Raw genomic sequence first — 26288 nt, forward strand, 5'->3', positions numbered from 1 at the left:
GGAGCGCGCGCCCCGCCGTCGGATCAGCGTGCCCCGCCCGCGCCGTGCTCCGGGCTGAGCACGGCGGCCAGCGCGTCGAGGAGGTCATCGGCGCCGGGGCCGTCGGGGGTCGACAGCGTCACCTCATCGCCCGCGACGATGATGAGGTTCATCACCGCGAGCACGGAGGTCAGGTCGGCCGTCGCCCCCGCCGTCGTGGTGAGGGCAGCGTGGCGCCCCGACGCGGCGACCAGCTGCACGATCTCCGCCACCGGGCGGGCGTGCGCCCCGCCCGCGACGCGCACCACCACCCGCCGCGACGCCACGCTCAGCCGTCCGCGTTCAGCAGTCCGCGCACGGCCGTCTCCCGTGCCGCGAGACGGTCGGCCGCGTCCGGGGCGGAGTCGCCGCGCACGTCGATATAGGCCTTGAGCTTGGGCTCGGTTCCGCTGGGACGCACGATCACCCGCGAACCGTCCTCCAGGCGGTATCGCAGCACGTCGCCGCCCGGTGCGCCGTCTGGTGCGTTGAGCAGGTCGTCCGCCGCCACGACGGCCACGCCGCCGATCTCCGCCGGCGGATTCGCGCGCAGGCCCGCCATGATCTCGCCGATCACCGTGATGCGCTCGACGCGCAGCGCGACCTGGCCGCTCGCGAAATGCCCGATCTCCGCGGCGAGATCGGCCAGCAGGGTGGCGATCGAGCCGCCCTCCGCGCGCGCCTGGGAAGCGAGCTCCAGCAACGCCACGAGGGCGGAGATGCCGTCCTTGTCGCGCACGGTGTCCGGGTTCACGAGGTATCCGAGCGCCTCCTCGTATCCGAACACCAGCCCGGGAGCGCGGGAGATCCATTTGAACCCGGTGAGGGTCTCGAAGGAGGCCAGCCCCGCGCGCTCCGCGATGGCGGCCAGGCCAGGGGATGACACCAGCGAGCAGGCCAGCGCCGGCTCCTCCGGCAGGCCGGAGAGATCGCCGGCGTCGCGGGCGGCGCTGACCGCACGCGCGGCGCGGTAGCCGAGCAGCAGGCCGGTCTCGTTGCCGGTCAGGCGGCGCCAGCCCTTCTCCGCCGTCGGATCGGGGATGGCGACGGCCAGCCGGTCGGCATCCGGGTCGTTGGCCAGGATCAGCTCCGCGCCGACCTGGCGGGCCCGGGCGAAGGCCAGGTCCATCGCCCCCGGCTCCTCCGGGTTGGGGAAGGACACCGTGTGGAAGGTGGGATCCGGGTCCTGCTGCTCGCGGACGTTGACCGGGATCGGGTAGCCCGCTTTGAGCAGCACCCGGCGCACCGTCTCCCAGCCGACGCCGTGCATCGCGGTGTAGACCCAGACCAGGCCCTGCGCGCTCGACGGCGCCGGCCCGACCGCGGCCGTCGCGGCGACGTAGGCGGCGACGACCTCCTCCGGCGCGATCTCGTAGGCGTCCGAACGGGGCAGCTCTCCCACGTCGCCGGCCTGGGCGACCTCCTCGATGCGCGCGGCGATCTCGGCGTCCGCCGGCGAGACGATCTGCGCGCCCTGGTCGTCTCCGCCCAGATAGACCTTGTAACCGTTGTCGTTCGGCGGGTTGTGGCTGGCGGTGACCATCACCCCGGCGTCCGCACCGAGGTGGCGCACCGCGAAAGCGAGGACGGGGGTCGGCAGGGCGCGCGGCAGCAGGATCGCGCGCAGCCCGGCGCCCGCGAACAGCTCGGCGGAGTCGACGGCGAACACACGCGAGTTGCGCCGTCCGTCGTAGCCGATCACCACCACCGGCCGCTCGGACCGGCCGCGCAGGTAGGCCGCGAACCCGGCGGCGGCCTGGGCGACGAGCACGCGGTTCATCCGGTTGCTCCCGGCCCCCAGAGCGCCGCGCAGCCCGGCCGTGCCGAACGCGAGGCGGGCGGAGAAGCGGTCCTCCAGGTCGGCGATGGCCGTCTGCTCGCCGGCGGCTGCCCTGGTCACGAGACCCGCGAGCTCATCGCGGGTCTCTGCATCAGGGTCCTGGCGGAGCCAGGCCCTGGCGCGGGCGAGCAGGGCGTCTGCGGGCTGCGCACTCACAGCTGCGCCATCACATCGGCGAGGAGGCGGGCGATCACCGGACCGGCCTGCTCGCCGGCCTCGATCACCTCGGCGTGGCTGAGCGGGGTGGCCTTGATGCCCGCCGCCAGGTTGGTGATGAGCGACAGCCCGAGCACCTCCATGCCGGCCTGCCGCGCGGCGATCGCCTCGAGGGCCGTCGACATGCCGACGATCTGGCCGCCGATCGTCTTGGCCATCTGCACCTCGGCCGGGGTCTCGTACTGCGGTCCGCGGAACTGGCAGTACACGCCCTCTTCGAGCGACGGGTCCACCGAGTGCGCGATATCGCGCAGGCGCAGGCTGTACAGATCGGTCAGGTCGATGAAGTTCGCGCCCTCGAGCGGGGAGTCGCCGGTGAGGTTGATGTGGTCGCTGATCAGCACGGGCTGACCGGGACGCCAGGTGTGGCGGATGCCGCCGGCGCCGTTGGTGAGGACCATGATCTTCGCTCCGGTCGCCGCTGCCGTGCGCACGCTGTGCACGACGCGGCGCACCCCGTGGCCCTCGTAGTAGTGGGTGCGCGCGCCGATCACGAGGACATGCTTGCCGCGGGGCGTGCGGATGCTGCGCAGGGTGCCCACATGCCCCTCGAGGGCGGGCGCGGAGAACCCGGTCACCTCGGTGGCGGGGATCGTCGCGACGGTCTCGCCGAGGAGATCCGCGGCTCCGCCCCAACCGCTGCCGAGCGTGACGGCGATGTCGTGCTGCTCGACGCCGGTGAGCCGGGCGATGTCGGCGGCCGCCTGTGCCGCGACGGCGAACGGATCGGTGCTGGGGTCGTCAAGAGGATGTGCCATGCGACCACTCTAGGAAGCCGGGGCGCTCGCCGCCACGCCACGCCAGCCCGAGAACAGGCAATCAGCACCAGAACAGGCAGAAGTGGTGGCAAATGGCCTGTTCTGGTGCTGCCTGCCTGCATTCGTGTGCGGCACAGGGCACCCGACAACGTGCGGGAGAATAGAGATCATGTCGATCACCTTCGAGCAGTCCCAGCGGGTCGCCGTCATCGGCGGCGGTCCCGGAGGTTACGAGGCGGCGCTGGCTGCGGCGCAGCTGGGCGCAGAGGTCACGCTCGTCGAGCGCAAGGGGGTCGGCGGGTCCGCCGTGCTGACCGATGTGGTGCCCTCGAAGAGCCTGATCGCCACGGCCGACGCCGCTGTGGCGATCGCGGGCGCCGCAGACCTCGGCGTGCAGCTGTTCGCCCGCGGCGGCGACGGCAAGCCGCTGCGGCCGGAGGTCGCCATCAACCTGCGCGCGGTGAACAAGCGGCTGCTGTCGCTGGCCCGTCAGCAGTCCGACGACATGCGGGCGGCGCTGGTCGACGCGGGGGTGCGCATCATCGACGGCCACGGCCGGATCGAGGGACGCGACGCCGTCGTGGTCTCGACCAGCCGCTCCGGCGGAACCGACTTCGACCGGATCGAGGCCGACACGCTCGTCGTCGCGGTCGGGGCGTCGCCCCGCAAGCTCGCCTCGGCGATGCCGGACGGCGAGCGCATCCTGACCTGGACCCAGCTGTACGAGATGACCGAGCTGCCCGAGCACCTCATCGTGGTCGGCTCCGGCGTGACCGGAGCCGAGTTCGCGTCGGCCTACATGAACCTGGGCTCCAAGGTCACCCTGGTCTCGAGCCGCGACCGCGTGCTCCCCGGGGAGGACGAGGACGCCGCGCGGGTGCTCGAGGACGTCTTCACCCGCGGCGGCATGACCCTGCTCGCCAAGGCCAGGGCGGAGCGCGTCGAGCGCACCGATGGCGGCGTGCGGGTGACGCTCGCCGACGGCAGCGTCATCGACGGCAGCCACTGCCTCATGGCGGTCGGGTCGATCCCCAACACCGCCGGTCTCGGTCTCGAGGAGGCGGGGGTGGAGCTGACCCCCTCCGGTCACATCCACGTCAACCGGGTGGCCCGCAGCTCCGTCCCCAACATCTACGCGGTGGGGGACTGCACCGACTTCTTCCCGCTCGCCTCCGTGGCGGCCATGCAGGGGCGCACCGCGGTGTTCCACGCGCTCGGCGACACCGTCATCCCGCTGAAGGTGCGCCGCATCACCGCGAACATCTTCACCGCCCCGGAGATCGCCACCGTCGGCTACCAGGAGCGCGACATCCTCGACGGCTCGGTCGACGGCATCGTGCACAAGCTCCCGCTCGCGGCGAACCCGCGCGCAAAGATGCAGGGCGTGGTCGACGGCTTCGTCAAGATCCTCGCGTATCGCGCGAGCGGCACGGTGATCGGCGGAGTGATCGTCGCCCCCAAGGCGTCGGAGCTGATCTACCCGATCGCGATCGCGGTGGAGCGCCGGCTCACCGTCGACCAGCTCTCCCGCATCTTCGCCGCGTACCCGTCGCTCACCGGCAGCATCACGGATGCCACCCGCGCGATGCACCAGGACTACGTCGACCGCTGAGCGCGCCGGGTGCGGTCCTCGCGGCCGACCGGTATCGCGCCCCCGGCCCTGGCTTACGACGAGCCGGAACCGGGGGCGCCGTCGTCGGTCAGCGCGCGCCGCCGCGTACCTCGGCGCTGTACGTCGTCCAGGCCCCGTCGTGCCAGGCGCTCACCCCGACGGCGATCGTGCCGTCGCCGACGTGATCCACGGGGAGCACCACGGGATCGTCGCCGCACGGCACGTCCGCATCGGTGCCGTTCGTCAGCGTCACGGCACCGCCATCGGTCGCTGAGGACACGGTCACCCTCGCCCGGATCGAGACGTCTCCGAAGCAGGTGATCACGACAGCGTCCACGGACCGCGGCTGTGCGAAGTCGACGCGGATCGCGGACCCATCGGCGCCCGGATCCTGCGCGGATGTGCCTCCGCTCAGCACCGCGAGGGTGTTCTCATCGCCTGTGTCGCTGGCGCGCTGCTCAAGCCACTCCTGGGCCGCACCCTGGTCGACAGCCGCCGGGGCGCAGCCGGTCAGCGCGACGGCGGCCAGGGCGATCGCCGCGCTGATGAGCGATCCCGAGCGGTGCACGGCCTCAGGAGATCGTCAGAAGCCGGTGACCGGCCGACACGGTCGTCCCCGGCGTGGCGTCGATGCCGCTCACGACGCCGTCCTTGTGCGCGGAGAGCGGCTGCTCCATCTTCATCGCCTCCAGCACGACGACGAGGTCTCCCTTGACGACCTGCTGGCCTTCCTCCACGGCCACCTTGACGATGGTCGCCTGCATCGGCGACGACACGGCGTCGCCCGAGGCGCCCGCGTTGGCGCTGGAGGTGTGGCTGCGGCGCGACGGGGGAGCGGCAGCGGGCTTGGCGCCCACGGTGGCTGCGGTGGCCACGCGGTCCGGCAGGCTCACCTCCAGGCGCTTGCCGGCGACCTCCACCACGACCGTGTGGCGTGCGTCGGCGTCCGCCGGTGCCGTGATCTCGCCGTCCCACGGGTCGATGCCGCCCGAGAACTCCGTCTCGATCCAGCGCGTGAAGACGCCGAACTCGCCGTCCGCTGCGACGAAGGCGGGGTCGTGCACGAGCCTGCGGTGGAAGGGAAGCACCGTGGGGAGACCGACGACCTCGAACTCGTCGAGCGCACGACGGGACCGTTCGATGGCCTCCGCGCGGTCACGGCCGGTGATGATGATCTTCGCCAGCAGGGAGTCGAAGGCGCCGGAGACGGTGTCGCCCGCGGTGACGCCGGAATCGAGGCGGACGCCCGGCCCGCCGAACGTCTTGAACACGTGCACCGGCCCCGGCTGGGGCAGGAAGCCGCGGCCAGGGTCCTCGCCGTTGATGCGGAACTCGATCGAGTGCCCCTGCGGCTCCGGGTCGGCGTAGTCGATGGTCCCCCCGGCCGCGATTCGGAACTGCTCGCGGACGAGATCGATCCCGGTGACCTCTTCCGAGACGGGATGCTCCACCTGCAGGCGGGTGTTGACCTCGAGGAAGGAGATCGTGCCGTCCGCGCCGACGAGGAACTCGCACGTCCCGGCACCCACATAACCGACCTCGCGGAGGATCGCCTTGGACGCCTCGTAGAGGATGCGGTTCTGCTCTTCGGTGAGGAAGGGCGCCGGCGCCTCCTCGACGAGCTTCTGGTGGCGGCGCTGCAGCGAGCAGTCTCGCGTGGAGATCACCACGACGTTGCCCGCGGCGTCTGCGAGGCACTGGGTCTCGACGTGACGCGGCCTGTCGAGGTACTTCTCGACGAAGCACTCGCCGCGTCCGAACGCGGTGACGGCCTCACGGGTGGCGGACTCGAAAAGCTCCGCGACCTCGTCGAGCTCGCGGGCGACTTTCAGGCCGCGTCCGCCGCCGCCGTACGCGGCCTTGATGGCGATCGGGAGGCCGACCTCCTGCGCGAAGGCCACGACCTCCTCGGCGGTCTCGACGGGGCCTGGTGTGCCGGGCGCGAGCGGCGCGCCGACCTTCTCCGCCACGTGCCGGGCCGTGACCTTGTCTCCGAGGGCTTCGATGGCTGCGGGGGACGGGCCGATCCACACCAGGCCGGCGTCGATCACGGCGCGGGCGAAGTCGGCGTTCTCGGCGAGGAACCCGTAGCCGGGGTGCACGGCGTCCGCGCCGGAGCGACGGGCGATGGAGAGGATCTTGTCGATCTGCAGATAGGTCTCGGCGCTCGTCGTTCCGCCGAGCGCATAGGCCTCGTCGGCCAGCCGGGCGTGCATGGCATCCCGATCCTGATCGGCGTAGACGGCGACGGAGGACAAACCGGAGTCTCGTGCTGCACGAATGATGCGTACGGCGATTTCGCCGCGGTTCGCGATAAGGACCTTGGCGATTTCAGGCATGGATGTCAGCCTAGCGACGCAGACAGCGATATCTGTGGCGAACCTCCACAAGAATGCCGAAAATCCCTGTCACCATCCTCTAAGCCACGCCGGTGTCGGGCGGTGCGACGATGCGGGCGCCCGCGGGTGGCTCCGGGGCCGGGGCCTCTCAGCGGTTCCAGAGGTCGGTCCAGCGCACGCCGAGCTGCGCAGCCAGGCGACGCACGGTGGACAGCGACATCCCCACCACCGTCGAGGGGTCGCCAGCCACGCGCTCGATGAACGCGCCGCCGAGACTGTCGACCGTGAACGCGCCGGCGACGTGCAGCGGCTCGCCAGACGCGACGTAGGCATCGATCTCGGCGTCGGTCACGTCCGCGGCGAAGGTCACCGAGGCCGCGGCGACCGCCTCGGCGCTGTGCGGCTCCGCCCCCGGGGTGAGGCGGATCACGCAGTGTCCGGAGTGGAGGACGCCGGTGGCGCCGCGCATCTCCTGCCAGCGCCGGGTGGCCTCCGCCGCCGTGTACGGCTTGCCGTAGACGCGGCCGCCGATCTCGAACATCGAGTCGCCGCCGATCACGATCCCGTCGAAGCCCGGATCCTCCGAGCGCAGACGCGCGGCGACGTCTTCTGCCTTCGCGGCGGCCAGCAGCGCCACGAGCTCGGGAGCGGGCACCGCAGCGCCGCGCTCGGCCGACCAGCCGGCGGTCAGTGCGTCCTCGTCGACCGCGGGGGAGAGGGTCACCGGCTCGATCCCGGCCTGGCGCAGCAGGGCGAGTCGGGCGGGGGATGTCGATGCCAGGCACACGCGCATGCCGTCAACGCTATCCCCTCGGGTCGAACGCGAGCCGTACCGCGGCCCGCCACGGCGGCAGATCCTGCGGCGACGGCTGTGGGATGCTCGGATGATGAGCGATCTGCCCCTTCTCGAGCTCGATGTCACCGGTATCGCCCACGGCGGGGTCGGGGTGGGCCGTCATGAGGGACGGGTGATCTTCGTCGCCGACGCCATTCCCGGCGAGCGCGTGCTGGCGCAGGTGACCGACGACGCCAAGCCGTCGTTCTGGCGGGCGGACACCGTCTCGGTGATCGATGCCTCACCGCACCGGGTCGCGCACGTCTGGCCGGAGGCCGACGTCGCGCGGGACCCGGCGGACCGGCCGGGGGGTGCGGACTTCGGTCATATCGCCCCGGAGCACCAGCGCGCCCTCAAGCACGAGGTGCTGACGGATGCGCTGCGGCGGTTCGGGCCGCCGGTGCCGGTGTCGGTGCCGGAGGTGGAGGCGATCGGCGACGACGGCGGCTATCGCACCAGGGTGCGGCTGCACACCGATCAGGGCCGCGTGGGACCATATGCCGCCCGATCTCACCGCGTGGTGCCGGTGCGCTCCCATCCGCTGCTGCGCCCGGAGCTCGCCGAGGCGGCCATCGCGGTGGAACCGGAGAGTGGCGAGCGTATCGATCTGGTCCTGCCCGCCGACGGGCGCGTCCGGCTGCTGCGCGGCGATCGGCGGTCGGCGCAGAAGCCGGTCGAGGAGATCGTGGCGGGGCGCCGTTTCCGCCTCGACGCGGGAGGGTTCTGGCAGGTGCATCACCGCGCGGCCGAAACCCTGCACACCGCGGTCGCGTCGCTGCTCGACGGGCGCGTCGACGCCGACGCCACCCATCTCGATCTGTATGGCGGTGTCGGGCTGTTCGCGGCGACGCTGCGCGGCCTGGGCGCGCGCGACATCGTCACCGTCGAGTCGGACCGGCGTGCGAGCGCGCACGCGCAGCACAACCTGGGCTCCGACGTCACCGCGATCGCCGACCGTGCCGACCGGTATCTGCGGCGCCGCCGGACGGACGGCGCGGGGCTGGAAGGCTCGACGGTGGTGCTCGATCCGCCGCGCTCCGGCGCCGGGCGGGCTGTCGTGGAAGACCTCGCGGCCCTCGCGCCGTCCTCGGTCGTGTACGTGGCGTGCGATCCGGTGGCGCTCGCACGCGACATGGGAACCTTCCACGCGCAGGGTTATCAGCCGGTGTCGCTGCGGGCGTTCGATCTCTTCCCGCATTCCCACCATGTCGAGACCGTCGCGCTGCTCGAACGCGCCTGACCCGGCCGGGGTCCCCGTGCGGCCACCGGCACGGGCCTCGGTGAAGCGCGGCGTCGCTGCGCCGACCACGACCCTCGTCCCGCGTGGTGGACCAGGGCCGTTGTCGGCCCGGCGGCGAAGGTAGGCTCATGACATGCCCAGGGTCGCGCTCATCGACGATCACGAATCTGTTCGGCTCGGCCTGGCTGCCGTCCTCACCCGAGCAGGGTGGAACGTGGTGTTCTCCGGGTCGACGGTCACGGAGTACCTCCGCGCGGATCACGGTCGCGAGGGCGGAGAGGTCGTGCTGCTCGACCTCACGCTCGGCGACGGCACGACGCCCCGCGAGAACGTCACAGCGCTCATGGCCGTCGGCGCACGGGTCATCATTCACAGCGTCGCCGATCGGCCGGCGGCGGTGCGCGAAGCCCTCTCCGCCGGGGCCGCGGGGGTCGTCAGCAAGTCTTCGCCGTTGACCGAGGTGATCGACGCCGTACGGGTCGTCGCAGCCGGCTCCCCGCTGGACAACCTGGAGTGGGCCAGCGCCGTCGAGGGCGACCAGGCCTTCGCCGATGCGCAGCTCTCCGCGCGGGAGCGCGAGATGCTGCGCCTGTACGCGGCGGGCCTTCCGCTCAAGGCCGTGGCGGAACGCCTGGGCGTGGCCTATTCGACGGCGAAGGAGAACATCAGCCGCGTCCGCAGCAAGTATGTCGAGGTGGGGCGGCCTGCGCCCACCAAGATCGATCTGCTGCACCGGGCGATCGAGGACGGCATCCTCGATCCGCCCCAGGCGGATGCCGCTGCGGTGGAGGGCGCTGCCGTCGACGCCCCGGACGGAGATCCGGTTGCCCGCTGAGGCCGCCGCTGAGACGGAGGCCCTGCGCGACGCGTGGGGGCGCATCGTGCGCTCTGGCGACATCCGCCGGGTGCCGGAGCAGTTCGCGCTGCCGCGGATCAACCGTGTCGTCGAGCTGCTGGTTGGCATCGGCTCGCTCGTGCTGGGGGTGCAGGCCGTCTTCGCCGCCATCGCGACCTCCGTCCCGAGCCCGGGCGGAGCCGCGCTGGCCGTGCTCGTTTTCGTCTCGCTCGCACTGATGGTGGTCTGCGCGATCACCCATTGGACGGTGCGCACCAGCGCCGGTGTGTTCGCCGTGGTCTACCCGATCGCTCTCGTGGTGTGGTCGGCGATCGGCCGGGGCCAGGTCGAGGAGGCGCAGCCCTGGATCTTCTACCTCGTGAACATCGCCGGACTGGCCGCGGTGCTCGCGTTCCCGGTGCGGGTGCAGCTGCTGTGGGCGATCGGAATGCCGCTGGTCTACGGCGCCGTGCGCATGTTCCGAACGGAAGGCTCCCTCAACGACTGGTACACGGTTGCCTTCGACGTGTCGTTCACGTTCGTGCTCGGGGTGCTGCTGGTGGGTCTCGGCTGGATGGTCCGCACGGTCGCGGCGGGCGTCGATGCGGCGCGCGCGCAGGCCGTCGCGTCCTACGCGGATGCGGCAGCATCCGATGCCAGGGAACAGGAACGCGTGGCGGTCGCCGCTCTCATGCACGACAGTGTTCTGGGTGCCCTGCTCGCGGCAGAGCGCGCGTGCTCACCGCGGGAGTACGACCTCGCCGTGGTGATGGCCCGTGAGGCGCTGATCCGCCTGGCGAGCACGGACGAGCCGGACGCGCGGGAGGGCGGCGATGCCGAGGTGGCCCTCGCGGCGGTCGCGGCCGACCTGCGGGGCGCCCTCGCCGACCGCCGGGTCGAGGCGGCGGTGGAGGAGCAGATCACAGACGTCTCCACCGTGCCGGATCGCGTGGCCAGGGCTCTGACGCTGGCGGCGCGGCAGGCGATCGACAATGCGATCGCCCACGCGGGCGCACGCGGGCTCCGGGTGTGCGTGCAAGCGGGGCAGGGCGTCGCTGCGGTGATCGTCTCGGATTCCGGTGGCGGCTTCCGGCCGGAGGGCGTGGCCGCGGACCGGCTCGGGATCCGGGCATCGATCTTCGCCCGCATGGCGGCGGTGGGCGGGTCCGCCGCGATCGACGCGGCGGACGGCGGTACGACGGTCGAGATGCGCTGGGAACGCCGATGACCATGAGCGTGCGGCTGGTCGCCACCCTGCTGGGCCTGATCTTCGCGGGGACGATGGTCTTCCGGGGGCTGGGATGGTGGTGGGGACCGCCGCCGAACCCGCCGCTCATGCTGGCGGGGCTGGGGCTGTACGCGCTGACGGTGGCGACGGCGATCCTGGCCGGAGCGCGTCGTGCGCTGCGGATGCCGCTGCCGGCCGCGGTGCTCGTGGGCGTCACGGCGGCGGTGGTTCCGGTGGCGGTGAGCTGCGCCCTCGACGAGCGCACCCTGCGCCTGCCCTATGGCACGTGGTACATCGGGGGCTTCGGGCTGCTGGGGGTCGTATGCATCGTGCGCCGCCGACCGGTGCTGGGGTGGCTCACGCTGTTGCCGACCGCGATCGTGGCCGCCCTCTGGCTGGGACCGGTCGACGCGCTCGCGCTGGGCATGGTGGGCTCCCTCGTGTGGCTGCTGATCGCCCAGCTGCTCGCGATCCTGTGGGCCAAGGCGGTGCGCGACACGCAGCGTCTCGCGGAGATCGAGCAGACCGCTTCCGCGTGGCGCGCGGCGCAGGAGATGCGACGAAGGGAACGCCGCCTCCGGGTGCAGTACGCCCTGGACATCGCCGGGCCGGTGCTCTCGCGGGTGATCGAGCAGTCCGGCGACCTCGATGAGGACGACCGCGGCATGGCACGTCGCGCGGAGGCGCGGCTGCGCGATGAGATCCGCGGCGGCGGGCTGCTCGATGCCGAGGTGCGCGCGGCGATCGGGCGCTTGCGCGAGCGCGGGTGCGTCGTGGCGGTCTCCGATGACGGCGGTCTGGCCGGGCTGGCGCCCGCGGCCATCGCAGAGGTGCGCGCCCGGCTCGCGGCGGTGCTCGCGTCGGCCGACAGCGCGCGGATCATCGTGCGATCGGTCCCGCATCCGGACGTCGCCGTGACGATCGTCGGACGGTCGTCGGACCCCGGCGATGAGGAGGTCGAGCTCTGGCAGGAGATTCAGCGGGGCGGCTGAGCATCCCGGTGCGAGGCCCGGAGAGGTGGGCGGAGGGCGGCGATAACGCTCGCCCTCCGCCATGCGGACCAGCTACCCGAATGCCGTCCGCGGATGCCGAGTCGAGAGGTCCACCGATACGAGGGCGGGGGACTCGGCAAGACGCAGCTGAGTGCTCTCCCAGTCTGCACGGCGTCCAGCATTCCGTCTGTAGGTATTTCGGGGGACAAAACCCCGGGGCCCGGCGCGGCGTGGCCGTCCGGTCAGCCGGCGAAGCGCCCCCAGGGGATGTCGCGCCGCAACGGCCGCCGCAGCGGACGCTGGGTGCGGACCCACGCCGATCGCGGTGCGGGGTCGTCTGCTGCTTCCGCCGACTCCTGTTCCCAGGCCTCGCTGAGCACGGCGACGAGGGCGGCGAGCTCCTCCTCCGTGGGGTTTCCGCTGACCAGCTGCACCCGCGGAACGCCCTGGTCCTGAGGCTCCGGCATGGTCACAGCGGAATGTTCCCGTGCTTCTTGGCGGGAAGCTCCGCGCGCTTGCCGCGCAGTGCCCGCAGCGCCTTGGCGATGTACACCCGCGTCTGCGCCGGCTCGATGATCGTGTCGATCTCGCCGCGCTCTGCCGCGAGGAACGGCGAGGTCACGTTGTACGTGTACTCCTTGGCGAGCCGCGTGCGCACAGCCGCGACGTCTTCGCCCGCCTCCGCTGCCTTCTTGAGCTCATTGCGATACAGGATGTTGACCGCGCCCTGTCCGCCCATGACGGCGATCTCCGCGGTCGGCCAGGCGAGGTTGACGTCAGCGCCGAGCTGCTTCGAGCCCATCACGATGTACGCCCCGCCGTAGGCCTTGCGCAGAATCACGGTCACCAGCGGAACCGTGGCCTCGGCATAGGCGTAGATCAGCTTGGCGCCGCGACGGATCACACCCGTCCACTCCTGGTCGGTGCCGGGCAGATAGCCCGGCACATCCACCAGGGTGACGATCGGGATCGAGAACGCATCGCAGAACCGCACGAAGCGCGCGGCCTTCTCACCGGCCTCGATGTTCAGGGTGCCGGCCATCTGCGACGGCTGGTTGGCGATGATGCCGACGGAGCGGCCCTCGACGCGGCCCAGACCCACCACGATGTTGGGCGCGAACAGCGGCTGCGTCTCGAGGAACTCACCGTCGTCCACGATGTGCTCGATCACCTCGTGGATGTCGTACGGCTGGTTCGGGGAGTCGGGGATGACGGTGTTCAGCCGGCCGTCTGCGTCGGTGGTCTCCCAGTCGAAGCCCGACGTGTAGCTGGGCAGCTCGGCCATGTTGTTGTCCGGCAGGTAGCTCAGCAGCGTGCGCGCATAATCGAGCGCGTCATCCTCGTCTTCGGCGAGGTAGTGTGCGACGCCGGACCGGGTGTTGTGCGTGTAGGCGCCGCCCAGCTCCTCCATGCCGACGTCCTCGCCGGTGACCGTCTTGATGACATCAGGGCCGGTGACGAACATCTGGCTGGTCTTGTCGACCATGATCACGAAGTCGGTGAGGGCAGGGCCGTAGACGGCGCCGCCCGCGGCGGGTCCCATGATGATCGAGATCTGGGGGATGACGCCGGAGGCCGCCGTGTTCAGGCGGAAGATCTCGCCGTACTTGCCGAGCGCGACGACGCCCTCCTGGATCCGTGCCCCGCCGGAGTCGAGGATGCCGATGATCGGCACGCCGTTGCGGAGCGCGAACTCCATGCTCTTGATGATCTTCTCGCCGGCGACCTCGCCCAGCGACCCGCCGAAGGTCGTGAAGTCCTGCGAGTACACGCAGACCACGCGCCCGTGGATGCGCCCCACGCCGGTGACCACGGAGTCGCCATAGGGGCGTGAACGGTCCATCCCGAAGGAGGTGGTGCGGTGACGGACGTACTCGTCCAGCTCGACGAAGGACCCCGGGTCCACGAGCATCTCGATGCGTTCGCGGGCGGTGAGCTTGCCCTTGGCGTGCTGCTTCTCCTGGGAGGCCTGCTCTGCGTCGAGGACGGCCTCGGCGTAGCGGGCGCGGAGGTCGGCGATCTTGCCGGCGGTGGTCGAGAGATCGGGCTGGTCGGTCACGGGTTCCACCCTAGCGGCGGGCCATCCGGCGACGCTGGAGGTTCTCGACAACAGGAACGGGGGATCGCTGTAGGACGTGCCTCTGCTCGGCCCGGCAGCGCCCGGCCGGTGGCGGGCAGGACCGGTCGCCGGGCGGGGGAATAGGGTGACGGGATGCACCTGCCTCTCACCGAAGCCGCGGCCGCCCGCCTGGATGTCGTCGCCTCGACCGGCTCGACGAACGCCGACCTGCTCGCCGTCGCCGCCGACGCGGTGGCCTGGCCCCACCTCTCGGTGCTCGTGACCGAAGACCAGCGTTCCGGGCGCGGCCGGCTCGATCGCCGATGGACGGCTCCGGCCGGGTCTGCGCTCGCCGTGTCCGTGCTTCTGCGTGATCTCGACGTCCCGGTCGCCGAGCGCGGCTGGATCCCGCTCGCGGCGGGTCTGGCGATGGCCGAGGCCGTCGCCGCACAGATCGACGGGCGGACGGTCGGTGTGAAATGGCCGAACGACGTCCTGGTCGACGACCGCAAGATCTGCGGTGTCCTGGTGGAGGCCGCAGACGCCGCGGTGGTGGTGGGCACCGGAGTGAACACCGCGATGGCCGCGGCGGATCTGCCGGTTCCCACCGCCACGTCCTTCGCGGTCGAGGGCGTGCAGCCCGATCTGGATCTGCTGCTCTCCGGCTACCTCGCGCGTCTGGACGGTCTGCTCTCCGGCATCGCCGAGCACGGCTCCGCGCTGGCGAGCGGCCTGCATCAGCGGCTTTCCGCGCGCTGCGTCACCCTCGGCCGGAACGTGCGTGTCTCGCTCCCCGGCGGCGCGGCCATCACCGGGCAGGCGGTGCGGCTGGCCGAGGACGGACGGCTCGTGGTCGCGGCCGCCGGCTCTGAGCATCCGGTCGCGGCGGGTGACGTCGTGCACGTACGCCCGGCCTGATCACGGCGACGCGGCCTGTCGCGGTGCCGGACTCGCTGCGACACGCCCCGCGTGCGGACGGTGAAGCCCGCCGGGGCCGCCACAATGAAGGGGTGAGCGAGACCGCCGCGCTGACCGGGCGCCCCCTGATGCCGGGATCCGGCGCGCCAGAGCGAGAGCTGCTCATCGTGCGTCTGCGCGGCCACGCCCGCCGGCTGTTCTGGTCGGCGCTCGTGCTGATCGCCGTCGCCGGGGCCGTGGGGTATCTGTTCGGGAACCTGCCCGCGGGGTTCGAGGACTGGATGCTGCTGGCTGCCGCTGGCGGCGCGGTCGTGCTGCTGGTGGTGGTGCCTTCCCTGGTGTGGGCATCCCGCACCTACACGATCACCACGCGGCGCGTCATCGTCAGCAACGGCCTGCGCGGTCGGCGGCGGGAGATGTCCCATGCCCGCGGGTACACCATCGCGGTGCGTCGCGGCGTCCTGCAACGACTGTGGGGAGCCGGGACGATCGTCCTCACGAACGGGTTGGACGAACCGCTGCGTCTGGTGAACGTGCCCAGCGTGACGCTGGTGCACGAGACCCTGGCCGACCAGATCGAGGTCGGCCAGATCATGGCCCACCGTGACGCGCAGGCCACCGCGTCCGTCGCGGTGCAGGACGGCTGAGCGGCCGGGCTGCTTCTCGGACGGGCGACGCGGCCGGCCGGGTGCGCGAGAATAGGCGCACCACCCCACGACGAACGGAGACTCGGATGGCGTTGCGCATCGGCGTGATCGGCGGAGGCCAGCTGGCCCGCATGATGATCGCCCCCGCGGTCGAGCTCGGCATCGAGCTGCGCGTGCTCGCCGAGAACGAGGGGATGTCGGCATCGCTGGCGGCCACGGCCGTGGGGGACTACCGCGACCTGGACACCGTGCGCCGCTTCGCCGCGGAGGTCGACGCGATCACCTTCGACCACGAGCACGTGCCGCAGGAGGTGCTGCGAGCGCTCGTCGCCGACGGGGTCGCCGTGCATCCGGGGCCGGACGCCCTGCTGTACGCCCAGGACAAGCTGGCCATGCGGGCCCGTCTCGCCGAGCTCGGCGTTCCGCAACCGGACTGGGCTGCGGTGTGCGACGAGGACGAGCTCCAGGTGTTCCTGGACGATCACGGTGGGCGCGCGGTGGTCAAGACCCCGCGCGGAGGATACGACGGCAAGGGGGTGCGGGTCGTCGGCGCGGCTTCCGGGGCCGCCGACTGGTTCGCCGCCCAGGCGGAGGGCGGGGCGCTGCTGGTCGAGGAGCTCGTGCCGTTCCAGCGCGAGCTCGCCCAGCAGATCGCCAGACGCCCGAGCGGCGAGACCGCGGTGTATCCGCTCACCGAGACGGTGCAGCGGGACGGGGTGTGCGCCGAGGTCATCGCCCCGGCACCGCAGTCGGGACAGCGGACGGCGGACGCCGCAGCGCAGATCGCCGAACGGATCGCGACCGGCCTGGGCGTGACCGGCATGCTCGCTGTCGAGCTCTTCGAGACCCCCGATGAGCGCATCCTGGTGAACGAGCTCGCGATGCGACCGCACAACAGCGGCCACTGGAGTCAGGACGGTGCGGTGACCTCGCAGTTCGAGCAGCATCTGCGTGCCGTGGCCGATCTGCCCCTGGGGGATGTGCGGATGCGCGAGCCCTGGGCTGTCATGATCAACATCCTCGGCGGACCGCAGGGCGTCTCGATCGACGAGCGCTTCGCCGTCGCGATGAAGACGCACCCGGACGCCAAGATCCACACCTATGGGAAGGCATCCCGGCTCGGTCGCAAGGTCGGCCATGTCAACGCCACGGGGTCCGAACTCGACGAGGTCGTCTACCTCGCGCGCGCGACTGCGTCCTGCTTCGACTGATCCGCCGCGCCCGGCGCGTGACGGGCGCGGCGCGTCCCGCCGCAGCCGGATCCGACCGCGGTCGGCCCTGCTGTTGCGCCGCGTGCCGCCGGGAAGCTCACAGCACCCGCCCTTAGCCTGGACGGGTGACCGAGCCGTTGCACTCCTCCCCGTCCCCCCTCGTCAGCGTCATCATGGGTTCCGACTCCGACTGGCGCGTGATGAGCGACGCTTCTGCGGCGCTCACCGAGTTCGGTGTTCCGCACGAGGTCGAGGTCGTCTCGGCTCACCGCACCCCGGACAAGCTCGTGCGTTTCGGCCGAGAGGCCCGCGCACGCGGCGTCCGCGTGATCATCGCCGGGGCAGGAGGGGCAGCGCACCTGCCCGGGATGATCGCGTCGGTGACCGCGCTCCCGGTCATCGGCGTCCCCGTTCCGCTGGCCTACCTCGACGGCATGGATTCGCTCCTGTCGATCGTGCAGATGCCGGCCGGCATCCCCGTCGCGACGGTGTCGATCGGCGGCGCCCGCAACGCCGGCATCCTCGCGGCGCGCATCCTCGGCACCGGCGACGCCGCCCTGGCCGACCGCGTCGAGGCCGCCGCGCGCGACCTGGAGGGCCAGGTCGAGGAGAAGAACCGCCGGCTGAAGGACTCTCTGTGACCGTTGCCGACGCCCCCCGCACGCGGGCGCGCCAAGAGGCGCGGCCGCGTGCGGTGGAGCAGCGCCCGCTCCGGCACCCCGATGCATCATCGCCGCCGGTGATGACCCGTCGCGGCTGGTGGCTGATCGCGCTGAACGTGCTCGTTCCCGGATCGGCCCAGGTGCTCGCCGGGAACCGCCGCCTCGGGCGGTTCGGGCTGCGCACGACGCTCGTGCTCTGGTTCGCCGCGGCCCTGCTGGTCGCCGGGCTGCTGTTCCTGCGTCAGAGCATGCTGTGGCTGTTCGCGGGCGGCGGGTGGATCTCCTGGCTCGCCCTCACGCTGCTGCAGGTTGCACTGGTCGGTTACGCCGTCGTCTGGCTGGTGCTCACCCTCGACACCATCCGGCTGATCCGCCTGGTGAAGGTCAAGCCCTATGCGCGCATCGCGATGCCGGTCGTCGCGGCTCTGATCGGCTCCCTGCTGGTCGGGACGGCGGGTTACGCGGCGACCGTGATCGGCAGCGCTCGCGGCGCGATCACCACGGTGTTCGCCAGCAGCGGGCCGAGCCTGCCGCCCTCGGAGGGCTACTACAACATCCTGCTGCTCGGTGCCGACAGCGGCGAAGGCCGGGACTCGATGCGCTTCGACAGCATCTCGGTGGTCTCGGTCAACGCCGAGACCGGCGCGGTGACGATCACCGGTGTGCCCCGTGATCTGCCGCACTTCCCGTTCGCGGACGGACCGATGCAGGATCTCTACCCGGACGGCCATGAGGGCTACGGCGACTCCGAGTGCGGGTGGAGCAGCGGCGTCAACCAGCTCACCACCGAGGTCGACGTCTGCCGCAACGACTATTGGGAGCAGGGCCTCTACCCCGATGCGGAGGCCCAGGGGTCCACGCCGGGAGTCGAGGCGACCAAGGATGCCGTCGAGGGCATCATGGGCATCGAGATCCCGTACTACGTGTTCATCGACATGGACGGCTTCGCCCAGCTGATCGACGCGCTCGGCGGGATCGAGATCGAGGTCTCCGAGCGGCTGCCCAAGGGGGGCGTGCCGGACGACTGGGACGGCATCGACCCGGACGACTGGGCGATCGGCTGGATCGAGCCGGGGCTGCAGCACATGGACGGCGACACGGCGCAGTGGTATGCCCGCTCGCGCTACACCACCAGCGACTGGGACCGGATGCTGCGTCAGCGACAGCTGCAGGCCGCGATCCTGGCGCAGTTCACCCCGCAGAACGTGTTCACGCGCTTCAACGAGATGGTCTCCGCCGGAACCGCGATCGTGCAGACCGATCTGCCGCAGGACAAGATCCCCGAGTTCTTCGAGCTGATGCTGAAGGCGAAGCAGCTGCCGTTGGCGACCATCGAGCTGACCCCCGCCAACGGCGTCGACGAGGAGTATCCGGACTGGGAGCACGTGCGCAGCCTCGTGCACGACGCCCTGCATCCGCCGGCGGAGGAGACCCCGGAGCCCTGAGCGCCGCCCGCGGCGGGGGTGCGCGCGCTCGACCTCGGGGCGTCCTGTCAGGAACAGATGTCCCGGACGGATAATGTCTGTACCGTGGGTCCCCAGCTGCGCGTCGTCCTGGATCAGGTCGTGAGTCCCCTCGAGCAGGAACATGCCGAGGCATCGCTCGCGCTTGCCTACGCGCTCGTCGAAACGGCCCCGCCCGGATGCGGGGTGCAGGCGATCGTGCCGGCAGGGGGCGAAGAGCTCACGATTCCCGGCATCGCCGACGTGCGCCGCATGCCGCTCGGCCGCCGCGAGCTGGCCGCGGCGTGGCAGCTGGGAGTGGCGCCGGGCGTCGGGGGCGGACTGATCCACGCGCCGACGCTTCTCGCCCCGCTCGTGCGTCACGATCGGGTCAACGACCACGACCAGACCGTCGTGACCGTGTGGGATTTGCGCGCGTGGGAGAATCCGGAGCTGCTGCCCAAACCCATCGTGATGTGGCAGCGGGGGATGCTGCGCCGCGCCGTCAAGCACGCAGACGCGATCGTGGTGCCGACGCACGGCATCGCCGGACGCATCGCGGAGATCGCGCCCGTCGGCGGCCGGGTCCGCGTGATCGCCGGCGCCCCGCCGCGCGGGTTCGCCGTGCCGGCCGACGCGGCGGAGCGGCAGGCGCAGGCCCAGCTCACGGCCCCCTACGCGGTGGTGTCCGGGCGCGGTGAGGAACTGGCGCGCGGCTTCGCGGCCGCGGCCGCGGCCGACGTCGACGCCGTCGTCGTCGACGCCCCGGACGGCGCGGAACCCGAGATCATCGACCGTGCATCGGCGGCGGGGCTGCCGGAGCGGCGCGTGCACGTTCGTGGGGCATACGACCAGGACACCCGTGCGGCCGTGCTCGCCGGCGCATCGGCGTTCGTGATGGTCGACACCGTGTCGTCCTGGCCGTGGCGAACGGTCGAGGCGATGGCGCTGGGCGTGCCGACGGTGGCGCTCGACAACGACGTCTACCGGGACGTGATCGCCGACGGCGGCCTCCTGGTCGCACCGGATGAGCTGGCGGATGCCGTGGTCGCGGCGGTCGGGGACGACGCCGCGCGCCTGCGCGTGCTCGCCGCAGACCGTGCCAGGGCGTTCAGCTGGCTGGGCGCAGCCGAGCAGGTCTGGGGCCTGCACGCCGACCTGTGATGCGTTTCCCTGTGCGAGGCGCGCGTCCGCATAGGATGTTCTGAGCCCTGGCGGCGGACCCGACCGGACCGCCATGATCGAGTGAGAGAGCCCGTGACCGATTCCCGTGCGCTTTTCGAGGCGGTGCCGCGCAGCGAGTTCGACGTGCCGGGCCGCGCTCGCGGCCTCAGTGACGTCATCCGCTGGCGCTATCTGCTGTACCTGCTGATCCGCACCGGCGTCACCACCAGATACCGCAACTCGATTCTGGGCTGGACCTGGTCGTACGTGCGGCCGGCTGCGCAGTTCGCGGTGTTCTTCGTGGTGCTCGGCCTCTTCCTCGACCTCAACCGGGGCATCCCGAACTACGCCGTCTACCTGTTCAGCGGCATCGTGGTCATCAACCTGTTCTCCGAGGCCTACAAGAACGCAACCACGTCGATCGTCGGCAACGCACCGCTGATCCGGAAGGTGTTCCTGCCGCGCCAGTTGTTCGCCGTCTCGGCGGTGATGGTGGCCTTCGTGCACTTCCTGCCGCAGGTCGCGCTGCTGCTGCTCGTCTGCCTGTTCATGGGGTGGATCGTGCACGTCTCCGTGCTGTCGGTTCTCGCCATCCTCGCCGGCATGATCATCGTGATGGTCTTCGCCCTGGGCCTCGGGCTCTTCTTCGGGGCGGTCAACGTGCGGTTCCGCGACGCGGAGAACATCGTCGAGCTCCTGCTGCTGCTGGCCACCTGGGCATCGCCGGTGCTCTACGCCTGGACCCAGGTGCAGTCGGCCCTCACGGTTCTGGCCTGGCCGGACTGGATCCTGCAGATCTACCTGCTCAACCCCATCACCCAGGGTGTCGAGCTGTTCCACTACGCCTTCTGGTACCCGGTGAGCGAGGATCTGGTCGCTCTGGCAGCGGGCCCGGAGGGAACACCCTGGACGCTGCCGCCGAACCTCGGGTGGAACACGCTGTGGGCGTTCCTGATCTCGGTCGCCACGCTGCTGATCGGGCAGGCGGTCTTCCGCCGCCTCGAGGGAAGGTTCGCGCAAGACCTATGAGCACTCCTTCCCCCGCACCCGCTGCGCCCTCGCGCCCGAGCGTCATCGTCGACGGCGTGAAGAAGACCTTCACCCTCAACCACGCCTTCTCGTTCAAGGACACCGTGGTGGCCTGGATCCGGCGCAGAAAGACCACGAGCACCTTCGAGGCGCTCAAGGGGGTCGACCTGGTGATCAACGAGGGCGAGTCCGTGGCGATCCTGGGTCTGAACGGCTCCGGCAAGTCGACCCTGCTCAAACTCGTCTCCGGCGTCATGGAGCCCGATGCCGGTCAGGTGCTGACCCGCGGTCGGGTGGCCGGCCTCATCGAGGTCGGCGCCGGCTTCCACCCGGAGCTGTCCGGGCGGGAGAACGTCTTCCTCAACGCGGCGATCCTCGGCATGAAGCGCAAGGAGATCGAGGAGCGCTACGACGAGATCGTGGCGTTCAGCGAGATCGAGCAGTTCATCGACCAGGAGGTCAAGCATTACTCCTCCGGCATGTTCATGCGCCTGGCGTTCTCGGTCGCGATCCATGTCGAGCTGGATGTGCTGCTCGTCGACGAGATCCTCTCGGTGGGCGACGCGCCCTTCCGGGAGAAGTGCCGTCTGAAGTTCGAGGAGCTCATCGCCCAGGGCAAGACCCTCGTCGTGGTCAGCCACGACATGGAGATGGTCGCAGAGCTGTGCACGCGCGGCATCGTGATCAACAAGGGGGACGTGATCTACGACGGACCCGTGGCCGGGGCCATCGAGCTGGTGGACGCCTAGTGGATCCGGCGGTGCAGGGCGTCGAGATGGTCGGCGCCTGGCTGGGCGCCACCCCGGTCGTCTGCATCACGGCGTTGCTGATCTTCGCCCCGGGCATGCTCGCCCTGGCAGGGCTGGGCTTCCGCGGGATCGCGCTCGCCGCCTTCGCCCCGGTCGCCGGGGTGGGGATGATCGGACTCTCCGCGCTGGGGCTGGGCGTCGCGGGCATCGCGTGGACGTCGGTGAGCCTCGGGGCCGCGCTCGGCGGGCTCGTGCTGGCGGCCTGGGTGCTCGGTCTCGTGCTGGGACGCTGGGACCCACCGTCGTTCCGTGGCCGCGCCACCGGCCTGCTGTGGACGGCGCTGGCCATGGGGGCCGTCGTCGGGGCCTGGCGTCTGGGAGCCTATGTCGAGGACCCCGCGGCGATCTCGCAGACGAATGACGCGGTGTTCCATATGAACGCCGTCCGTCATATCCTCGAGACGTCATCGGCCTCGCCGCTGGCCGTGTCGAGCTTCATCGGCGGAACCGGCTTCTATCCCGCCGCCTGGCATGCGGTGGTCTCGGCGGTCGTGCTCATCACCGGGGTCGAGATCGCACTCGCGGCGAACGCCTTCACGATCGTGATCGCCGCCCTCGTCTGGCCGCTCGGCATCGCCTGGCTCGCGCTGGTGACAACGCGTTCCCGGGTGATCGCGGCGTATGCCGCGGTGCTCTCCGGCTCGCTGCATCTGTTCCCGTTGCTGATGTTCCAGTGGGGCGTGCTGTTCCCCAACGCGCTCTCCACGGCGCTGGTGCCGGCCGCCCTGGCCGTGGTGATCACCCTGTGCGCGCCGCGGGAACCGGAGGAGGCCGCGATGGGGTGGCGCGGAGCGGTGCGTGCTGTCGTGCTGGCCGGCCTCGCTGCCGGCACTCTCGTTCTCTGCCAGCCGGCAGCGCTGCTGGCGTGGGGGCTGCTGTGCGCGATCTGGCTGACGGCGCGGATGCTGCGCGCCCCGACCCCGGTGGTGGTGCGGCTGGGCGGATGCGTGCTCGTCTGGGCCGTTCTCGCCGGCGTGTGGCTGATGTTCTCGAGGACGACCAGCGGCTCGCACTGGCCGCCGTTCCGGGGCAAAGCCGAGGTGTTCATCGACATCCTGCTCAACGGCCAGATGCGCATCCCCTTCCACATCGGGGTGAGTGTGCTGATGCTCATCGGTCTCGTCACCGCCGCGCGCCGCCGCTCCTGGCGCTGGCTGGTGGTGGCCTGGCTCGCGGTCTCCGCCCTCTATGTGCTGGTCGCCGCGGTGGGAGCGCCGATCGTGCGCGTCGACATCCTGGGCGCGTGGTACGCGGATCCGTATCGCCTGGCGTCCCTCGCGCCGATCGTGATCATCCCGCTCGCGGCCATCGGTGTCGACGCGATCGTGCGTGGTATCCGACGGGTGCGCGGTGCGCGCGACGAGGCGGACGATCGCGGTTCCGCGGTCGCTCTGGTCGTGGTCGCCGTGTTCGTTGTCGCCGGAGCCGTGCTGCGCCCGGTCGCGATGCCCGCCTTCCTGGAGAACACCTTCGACGCCGAGTCGCGCTACACCTCGAACGAAGACAGCTACCTCTCGCCCGATGAGCGGGAGCTGCTCGAACAGCTCCCCGCGCACGTCGATGACGGCGAGCGGGTGATCGGCAACCCCTCCACCGGGATGGCCTTCGGATACATGCTCAGCGGCGAGGACGTCTTCCCCCGGACCTGGTCTCCGCCGCGCACCGCGGAATGGGAGCTGCTGGCGCAGCGTCTGAACCAGGCGGCGGACGATCCCGCGGTGTGCGACGCGCTGGCGGTGTTCGGCGATCCGCGGTATGTGCTCGACTTCGGCCCCGGGGAGGAGGGTCCTGGCCGGTACGTGATGCCCGGCATGACGGACTTCGACGACCGCGCCGGCTTCGAGGAGGTCGACCGGGTCGGGGAAGCCTCGCTGTGGCGCATCACCGCGTGCGGATGACACGGCCGGGTAGCGCTTCCCCCGCACGCCTCGCCCGCCGAGTCACCAGGGTTTTCTGGTCCCCGGCCGCCGGCCGGGGACCAGAAAACCCTGGTGACTCGGCGAGGCCGCGCAGCGGCCTCCGGTGCGGTCGCTAGGATCGGAGACGATGCGTCCGGTCTCCCCGTCCGTCCTCGTCGTGATCCCGGCCTGGAACGAAGAAGACTCCGTCGCGGATGTCGTCCAGGGCGTCCGCGACGCCGTTCCCGACGCGTATTGCCTCGTCGTCGACGACGGCTCGCGCGACGGCACCCGCCGGGCAGCCGAGGCTGCGGGCGCTGAGGTGCTTCGTCTGCCGTTCAACCTCGGCGTGGGCGGCGCGATGCGCGCTGGATTCCGTTTTGCGGTGCGGGGCGGTTTCGATGTGGTCGTGCAGGTCGACGCCGACGGGCAGCATGATCCCGCCTGTATCCCAGCGCTCATCGACGGTCTTGCGGAGCAGGGGGCAGACATTCTGATCGGCGCCCGGTTCGCGGGCGTGGGCAGCTACGGCGTCCGCGGTCCGCGCAAGTGGGCCATGCGCTTCCTCGCGCGATCGGTGAGCGCGGTGGCCAGAGAGCGTCTGACCGACGTCACCAGCGGTTTCAAGGCCGCGGGCCCGCGGGCCACGCGCCTGTTCGCCCAGACGTACCCGGCCGAGTACCTCGGCGACACGATCGAAGCCCTCGTCATCGCGGCGCGGGCGGGGCTGATCATCCGGCAGATCCCCGTCGAGATGCGGCCGCGACAGGCGGGGGAGCCATCGCACAGCCCGGTCAAGGCGGCGGTGTACCTCCTGCGCGCGGGTATCGCCTTCCTGCTTGCGCTGATGCGCCCGCGCACGAGCGTGCCGCAGGAGAGCCGGGAGGGAGTCGCATCGTGAACACCGTGACCTATGTCTTCGGCATCGTCGCCGCGCTGCTGGCGCTGTGGACGATCATCGAGCTGATGCGTCGGTCCACGCTGCGCGAACGCCACGCGATCTGGTGGCTCGTGGGCGGTGTCCTGGCGCTGGTGGTCGCCGTCTTCCCGCAGACGCTGGGCTGGGCGGCGCGCGCGCTGGGCATCAACGTCCCCACCAACCTGGTGTTCTTCGTCGCCATCGTGCTGCTGTTCCTGGTCAGCCTGCAATACGGTGCAGAGCTCACCCGGGTGGAGGAGAAGCTGCGTACGCTCGCCGAGGACTCCGCCCTGCACGAGCAGCGCATCGAGCGCATCGAGCGGGGCAGCCGCGCGATCGGGGACTCCGTCGAGGCCTCCGGCGGGCCCGCGGAAGCAGATGCCGCCGACGGACCGGCGGAGGGCGGCCGATGAGCGGCGGCGTGCGCACCGTCATCGCCTCCCGGCTCTTTCCGCCGGAGGTGAGCGCTGGGGCGTTCCGTCTCGGCGCTCTCGCACGCGCGCTGGACGCGCGTGGTTCCGATGTGCGGGTGCTCACCACCCGGCCGCCAGAGCACGCGCCCGCCGTCGCGGACGCCCCGGGCGTTGCTGTGCGGCGGTGGCCGGTGCTGCGCGATGCGGGCGGGAACGTGCGGGGCTATGTGCAGTACATGAGTTTCGACCTGCCGCTGCTCGTGCGCCTGCTCGGCAGCCGCTTCGATGTCGCGGTCGCAGAGTCGCCGCCCACGACGGGACTGGTGACGGCCTTCGCAGCGGTCCTCAAGCGTCGTCCGCTGGCGTACTACGCGGCAGATGTGTGGACCGACGGCGTGATCTCGATGGGCGCACCGGGCCCGGTGGTGGGTGTGATGCGCTTCATGGAGCGCGCGGTGCTGCGCAGGGCCAGGGTGATCATCTCGGTCTCCGACGAGGTGACGGAGAGGCTCGTCGCCCTCGATGCGTCACCGCGCAAGATCGTCACGGTGGGCAACGGCATCGACACCGACGTCTTCCGCCCCGATGTGGAGCCCGCCGCGTCGGAGGCGCCCTTCTTCGTCTACACCGGCACGATGTCGGAGTGGCAGCAGCCGGAGGTGTTCATCCGTGCGCTCGCTCTCATCGGCGACGAGCACCCGGACGTGCGGGTGAAGTTCTTCGGGCAGGGTGTCGTGGAGGGGGAGCTGCGTCGGGTCGCGGCGGAGATCGCTCCGGGACGTGTTGATTTCGGCGGCGTGGTGAGCCCGCACGAGTCAGCGCGCCAGATCCGCGGGGCGGTCGCCTCCCTGGTGAGCATCGCGCCGGGCATCGGCTACGACTTCGCCCGCCCGACCAAGACCTACGCGGCTGCAGCGGTGGGAACCCCTGTGCTGTTCGCCGGGCCGGAGACGGGCGCACGGCTGGTCGCGGACAACGGGCTCGGCCGTGCGACGGCGTTCACCCCGCACGCCGTGGCAGACGCCATGCGCACGCTGATCGCGGAGGCGGCGGACGGCACGACAGAGCGGCTGCGAGCCCAGCGCTCCGGATGGGCGCGCGAGAACGTCTCTCTCGTCGCCGTCGCCGGCCGCGCTGCCGACGCCGTGCTGCGCGCGACGCGCTCCCGCTAGGTTTCCGTCCTGCGCGATTCCCACCGGGACGC

Annotated in this window: 25 protein-coding genes; 17 read left to right on the forward strand and 8 right to left on the reverse strand. The window is 71.3% G+C overall.

Annotated features, from left to right (window positions below):
• Window positions 1-23: 23 nt before the first annotated feature.
• From AC3RXY_RS06960 to AC3RXY_RS06970, 3 genes are read right to left on the reverse strand one after another with little or no spacing between them, the layout of a single operon-like run.
• On the reverse strand, window positions 24-305 hold the full coding sequence (locus AC3RXY_RS06960; RefSeq protein WP_491510177.1) for an HPr family phosphocarrier protein: 282 nt from the start codon (window positions 303-305) through the stop codon (window positions 24-26).
• 2 nt (window positions 306-307) lie between these two features.
• Window positions 308-2014 (reverse strand): phospho-sugar mutase, encoded by a 1707-nt coding sequence (locus AC3RXY_RS06965; protein WP_491510178.1) that lies wholly within the window; start codon window positions 2012-2014, stop codon window positions 308-310.
• On the reverse strand, window positions 2011-2832 hold the full coding sequence (locus AC3RXY_RS06970; RefSeq protein WP_491510179.1) for a purine-nucleoside phosphorylase: 822 nt from the start codon (window positions 2830-2832) through the stop codon (window positions 2011-2013). The genes AC3RXY_RS06965 and AC3RXY_RS06970 overlap by 4 nt, the downstream gene beginning before the upstream one ends.
• Window positions 2833-3001: 169 nt before the next feature.
• Here AC3RXY_RS06970 and AC3RXY_RS06975 point away from each other — a divergent pair, with 169 nt between their 5' ends.
• Window positions 3002-4444 carry an NAD(P)H-quinone dehydrogenase gene (locus AC3RXY_RS06975; RefSeq protein ID WP_491510180.1) on the forward strand — a complete coding sequence of 481 codons (1443 nt, stop codon included), beginning with the start codon at window positions 3002-3004 and terminating at the stop codon, window positions 4442-4444.
• Window positions 4445-4532: 88 nt separating this feature from the next.
• Here AC3RXY_RS06975 and AC3RXY_RS06980 read toward each other — a convergent pair whose 3' ends face one another.
• The 3 genes from AC3RXY_RS06980 to AC3RXY_RS06990 form a co-directional block, all read right to left on the reverse strand.
• Window positions 4533-5012: a hypothetical protein gene (locus tag AC3RXY_RS06980; RefSeq protein WP_491510181.1), complete on the reverse strand. Its 480-nt coding sequence runs from the start codon at window positions 5010-5012 to the stop codon at window positions 4533-4535.
• 4 nt (window positions 5013-5016) lie between these two features.
• The gene (locus AC3RXY_RS06985) at window positions 5017-6783 is read right to left on the reverse strand and encodes an acetyl/propionyl/methylcrotonyl-CoA carboxylase subunit alpha (RefSeq protein ID WP_491510182.1); all 1767 of its coding nucleotides are present in this window, start codon (window positions 6781-6783) and stop codon (window positions 5017-5019) included.
• A gap of 148 nt (window positions 6784-6931) precedes the next feature.
• The gene (locus tag AC3RXY_RS06990; RefSeq protein WP_491510183.1) at window positions 6932-7576 is read right to left on the reverse strand and encodes a Maf family protein; all 645 of its coding nucleotides are present in this window, start codon (window positions 7574-7576) and stop codon (window positions 6932-6934) included.
• Between the two features lie 94 nt (window positions 7577-7670).
• Here AC3RXY_RS06990 and AC3RXY_RS06995 point away from each other — a divergent pair, with 94 nt between their 5' ends.
• The 4 genes from AC3RXY_RS06995 to AC3RXY_RS07010 all read left to right on the forward strand — a co-directional run bounded on the left by AC3RXY_RS06995 (window position 7671) and on the right by AC3RXY_RS07010 (window position 11913).
• The gene (locus AC3RXY_RS06995) at window positions 7671-8858 is read left to right on the forward strand and encodes a class I SAM-dependent RNA methyltransferase (protein WP_491510184.1); all 1188 of its coding nucleotides are present in this window, start codon (window positions 7671-7673) and stop codon (window positions 8856-8858) included.
• A gap of 133 nt (window positions 8859-8991) precedes the next feature.
• Complete coding sequence (locus AC3RXY_RS07000) at window positions 8992-9693, forward strand: response regulator (RefSeq protein ID WP_491510185.1); 702 nt, start codon at window positions 8992-8994, stop codon at window positions 9691-9693.
• Window positions 9683-10921 carry a sensor histidine kinase gene (locus AC3RXY_RS07005; protein WP_491510186.1) on the forward strand — a complete coding sequence of 413 codons (1239 nt, stop codon included), beginning with the start codon at window positions 9683-9685 and terminating at the stop codon, window positions 10919-10921. The genes AC3RXY_RS07000 and AC3RXY_RS07005 overlap by 11 nt, the downstream gene beginning before the upstream one ends.
• Window positions 10918-11913 carry a hypothetical protein gene (locus tag AC3RXY_RS07010; protein WP_491510187.1) on the forward strand — a complete coding sequence of 332 codons (996 nt, stop codon included), beginning with the start codon at window positions 10918-10920 and terminating at the stop codon, window positions 11911-11913. Before AC3RXY_RS07005 ends, AC3RXY_RS07010 begins: the two co-directional genes overlap by 4 nt.
• Window positions 11914-12155: 242 nt before the next feature.
• On the opposite strand, the gene AC3RXY_RS07015 is transcribed toward AC3RXY_RS07010, so the two are convergent.
• Together AC3RXY_RS07015 and AC3RXY_RS07020 are read right to left on the reverse strand one after the other, a co-directional pair.
• Window positions 12156-12380, reverse strand: coding sequence for an acyl-CoA carboxylase subunit epsilon (locus AC3RXY_RS07015; protein WP_491510188.1), 225 nt, complete (start codon window positions 12378-12380; stop codon window positions 12156-12158).
• A 2-nt stretch (window positions 12381-12382) separates the two neighbouring features.
• Window positions 12383-13981 (reverse strand): acyl-CoA carboxylase subunit beta, encoded by a 1599-nt coding sequence (locus tag AC3RXY_RS07020; protein WP_491510189.1) that lies wholly within the window; start codon window positions 13979-13981, stop codon window positions 12383-12385.
• A 144-nt stretch (window positions 13982-14125) separates the two neighbouring features.
• Here AC3RXY_RS07020 and AC3RXY_RS07025 point away from each other — a divergent pair, with 144 nt between their 5' ends.
• From AC3RXY_RS07025 to AC3RXY_RS07080, 12 genes are all read left to right on the forward strand, one after another.
• Window positions 14126-14890, forward strand: coding sequence for a biotin--[acetyl-CoA-carboxylase] ligase (locus tag AC3RXY_RS07025; RefSeq protein WP_491510190.1), 765 nt, complete (start codon window positions 14126-14128; stop codon window positions 14888-14890).
• A gap of 128 nt (window positions 14891-15018) precedes the next feature.
• Entirely contained in the window at window positions 15019-15537 is a 519-nt protein-coding gene (locus tag AC3RXY_RS07030) for a PH domain-containing protein (protein ID WP_491510419.1), read from the forward strand.
• A 41-nt stretch (window positions 15538-15578) separates the two neighbouring features.
• Window positions 15579-16748 (forward strand): 5-(carboxyamino)imidazole ribonucleotide synthase, encoded by a 1170-nt coding sequence (locus AC3RXY_RS07035; protein ID WP_491510191.1) that lies wholly within the window; start codon window positions 15579-15581, stop codon window positions 16746-16748.
• 173 nt (window positions 16749-16921) lie between these two features.
• Window positions 16922-17389, forward strand: coding sequence for a 5-(carboxyamino)imidazole ribonucleotide mutase (gene purE, locus AC3RXY_RS07040; protein WP_491510420.1), 468 nt, complete (start codon window positions 16922-16924; stop codon window positions 17387-17389).
• On the forward strand, window positions 17386-18855 hold the full coding sequence (locus tag AC3RXY_RS07045) for an LCP family protein (RefSeq protein ID WP_491510192.1): 1470 nt from the start codon (window positions 17386-17388) through the stop codon (window positions 18853-18855). The genes purE and AC3RXY_RS07045 overlap by 4 nt, the downstream gene beginning before the upstream one ends.
• A gap of 84 nt (window positions 18856-18939) precedes the next feature.
• The gene (locus AC3RXY_RS07050; protein ID WP_491510193.1) at window positions 18940-20016 is read left to right on the forward strand and encodes a glycosyltransferase; all 1077 of its coding nucleotides are present in this window, start codon (window positions 18940-18942) and stop codon (window positions 20014-20016) included.
• Window positions 20017-20109: 93 nt separating this feature from the next.
• Complete coding sequence (locus AC3RXY_RS07055) at window positions 20110-21045, forward strand: ABC transporter permease (protein WP_491510194.1); 936 nt, start codon at window positions 20110-20112, stop codon at window positions 21043-21045.
• On the forward strand, window positions 21042-21794 hold the full coding sequence (locus AC3RXY_RS07060; protein WP_491510195.1) for an ABC transporter ATP-binding protein: 753 nt from the start codon (window positions 21042-21044) through the stop codon (window positions 21792-21794). The genes AC3RXY_RS07055 and AC3RXY_RS07060 overlap by 4 nt, the downstream gene beginning before the upstream one ends.
• A gap of 11 nt (window positions 21795-21805) precedes the next feature.
• A complete protein-coding gene (locus tag AC3RXY_RS07065) occupies window positions 21806-23752 on the forward strand; it encodes a DUF6541 family protein (RefSeq protein WP_491510196.1) in 1947 nt (648 codons plus the stop codon).
• 148 nt (window positions 23753-23900) lie between these two features.
• Window positions 23901-24653 (forward strand): glycosyltransferase family 2 protein, encoded by a 753-nt coding sequence (locus AC3RXY_RS07070; RefSeq protein WP_491510197.1) that lies wholly within the window; start codon window positions 23901-23903, stop codon window positions 24651-24653.
• Window positions 24650-25084 (forward strand): DUF2304 domain-containing protein, encoded by a 435-nt coding sequence (locus AC3RXY_RS07075; RefSeq protein WP_491510198.1) that lies wholly within the window; start codon window positions 24650-24652, stop codon window positions 25082-25084. The genes AC3RXY_RS07070 and AC3RXY_RS07075 overlap by 4 nt, the downstream gene beginning before the upstream one ends.
• A gap of 8 nt (window positions 25085-25092) precedes the next feature.
• A complete protein-coding gene (locus tag AC3RXY_RS07080) occupies window positions 25093-26256 on the forward strand; it encodes a glycosyltransferase family 4 protein (RefSeq protein WP_491510199.1) in 1164 nt (387 codons plus the stop codon).
• Window positions 26257-26288: the final 32 nt, after the last annotated feature.

The organism is Microbacterium longlingense (assembly GCF_058349825.2).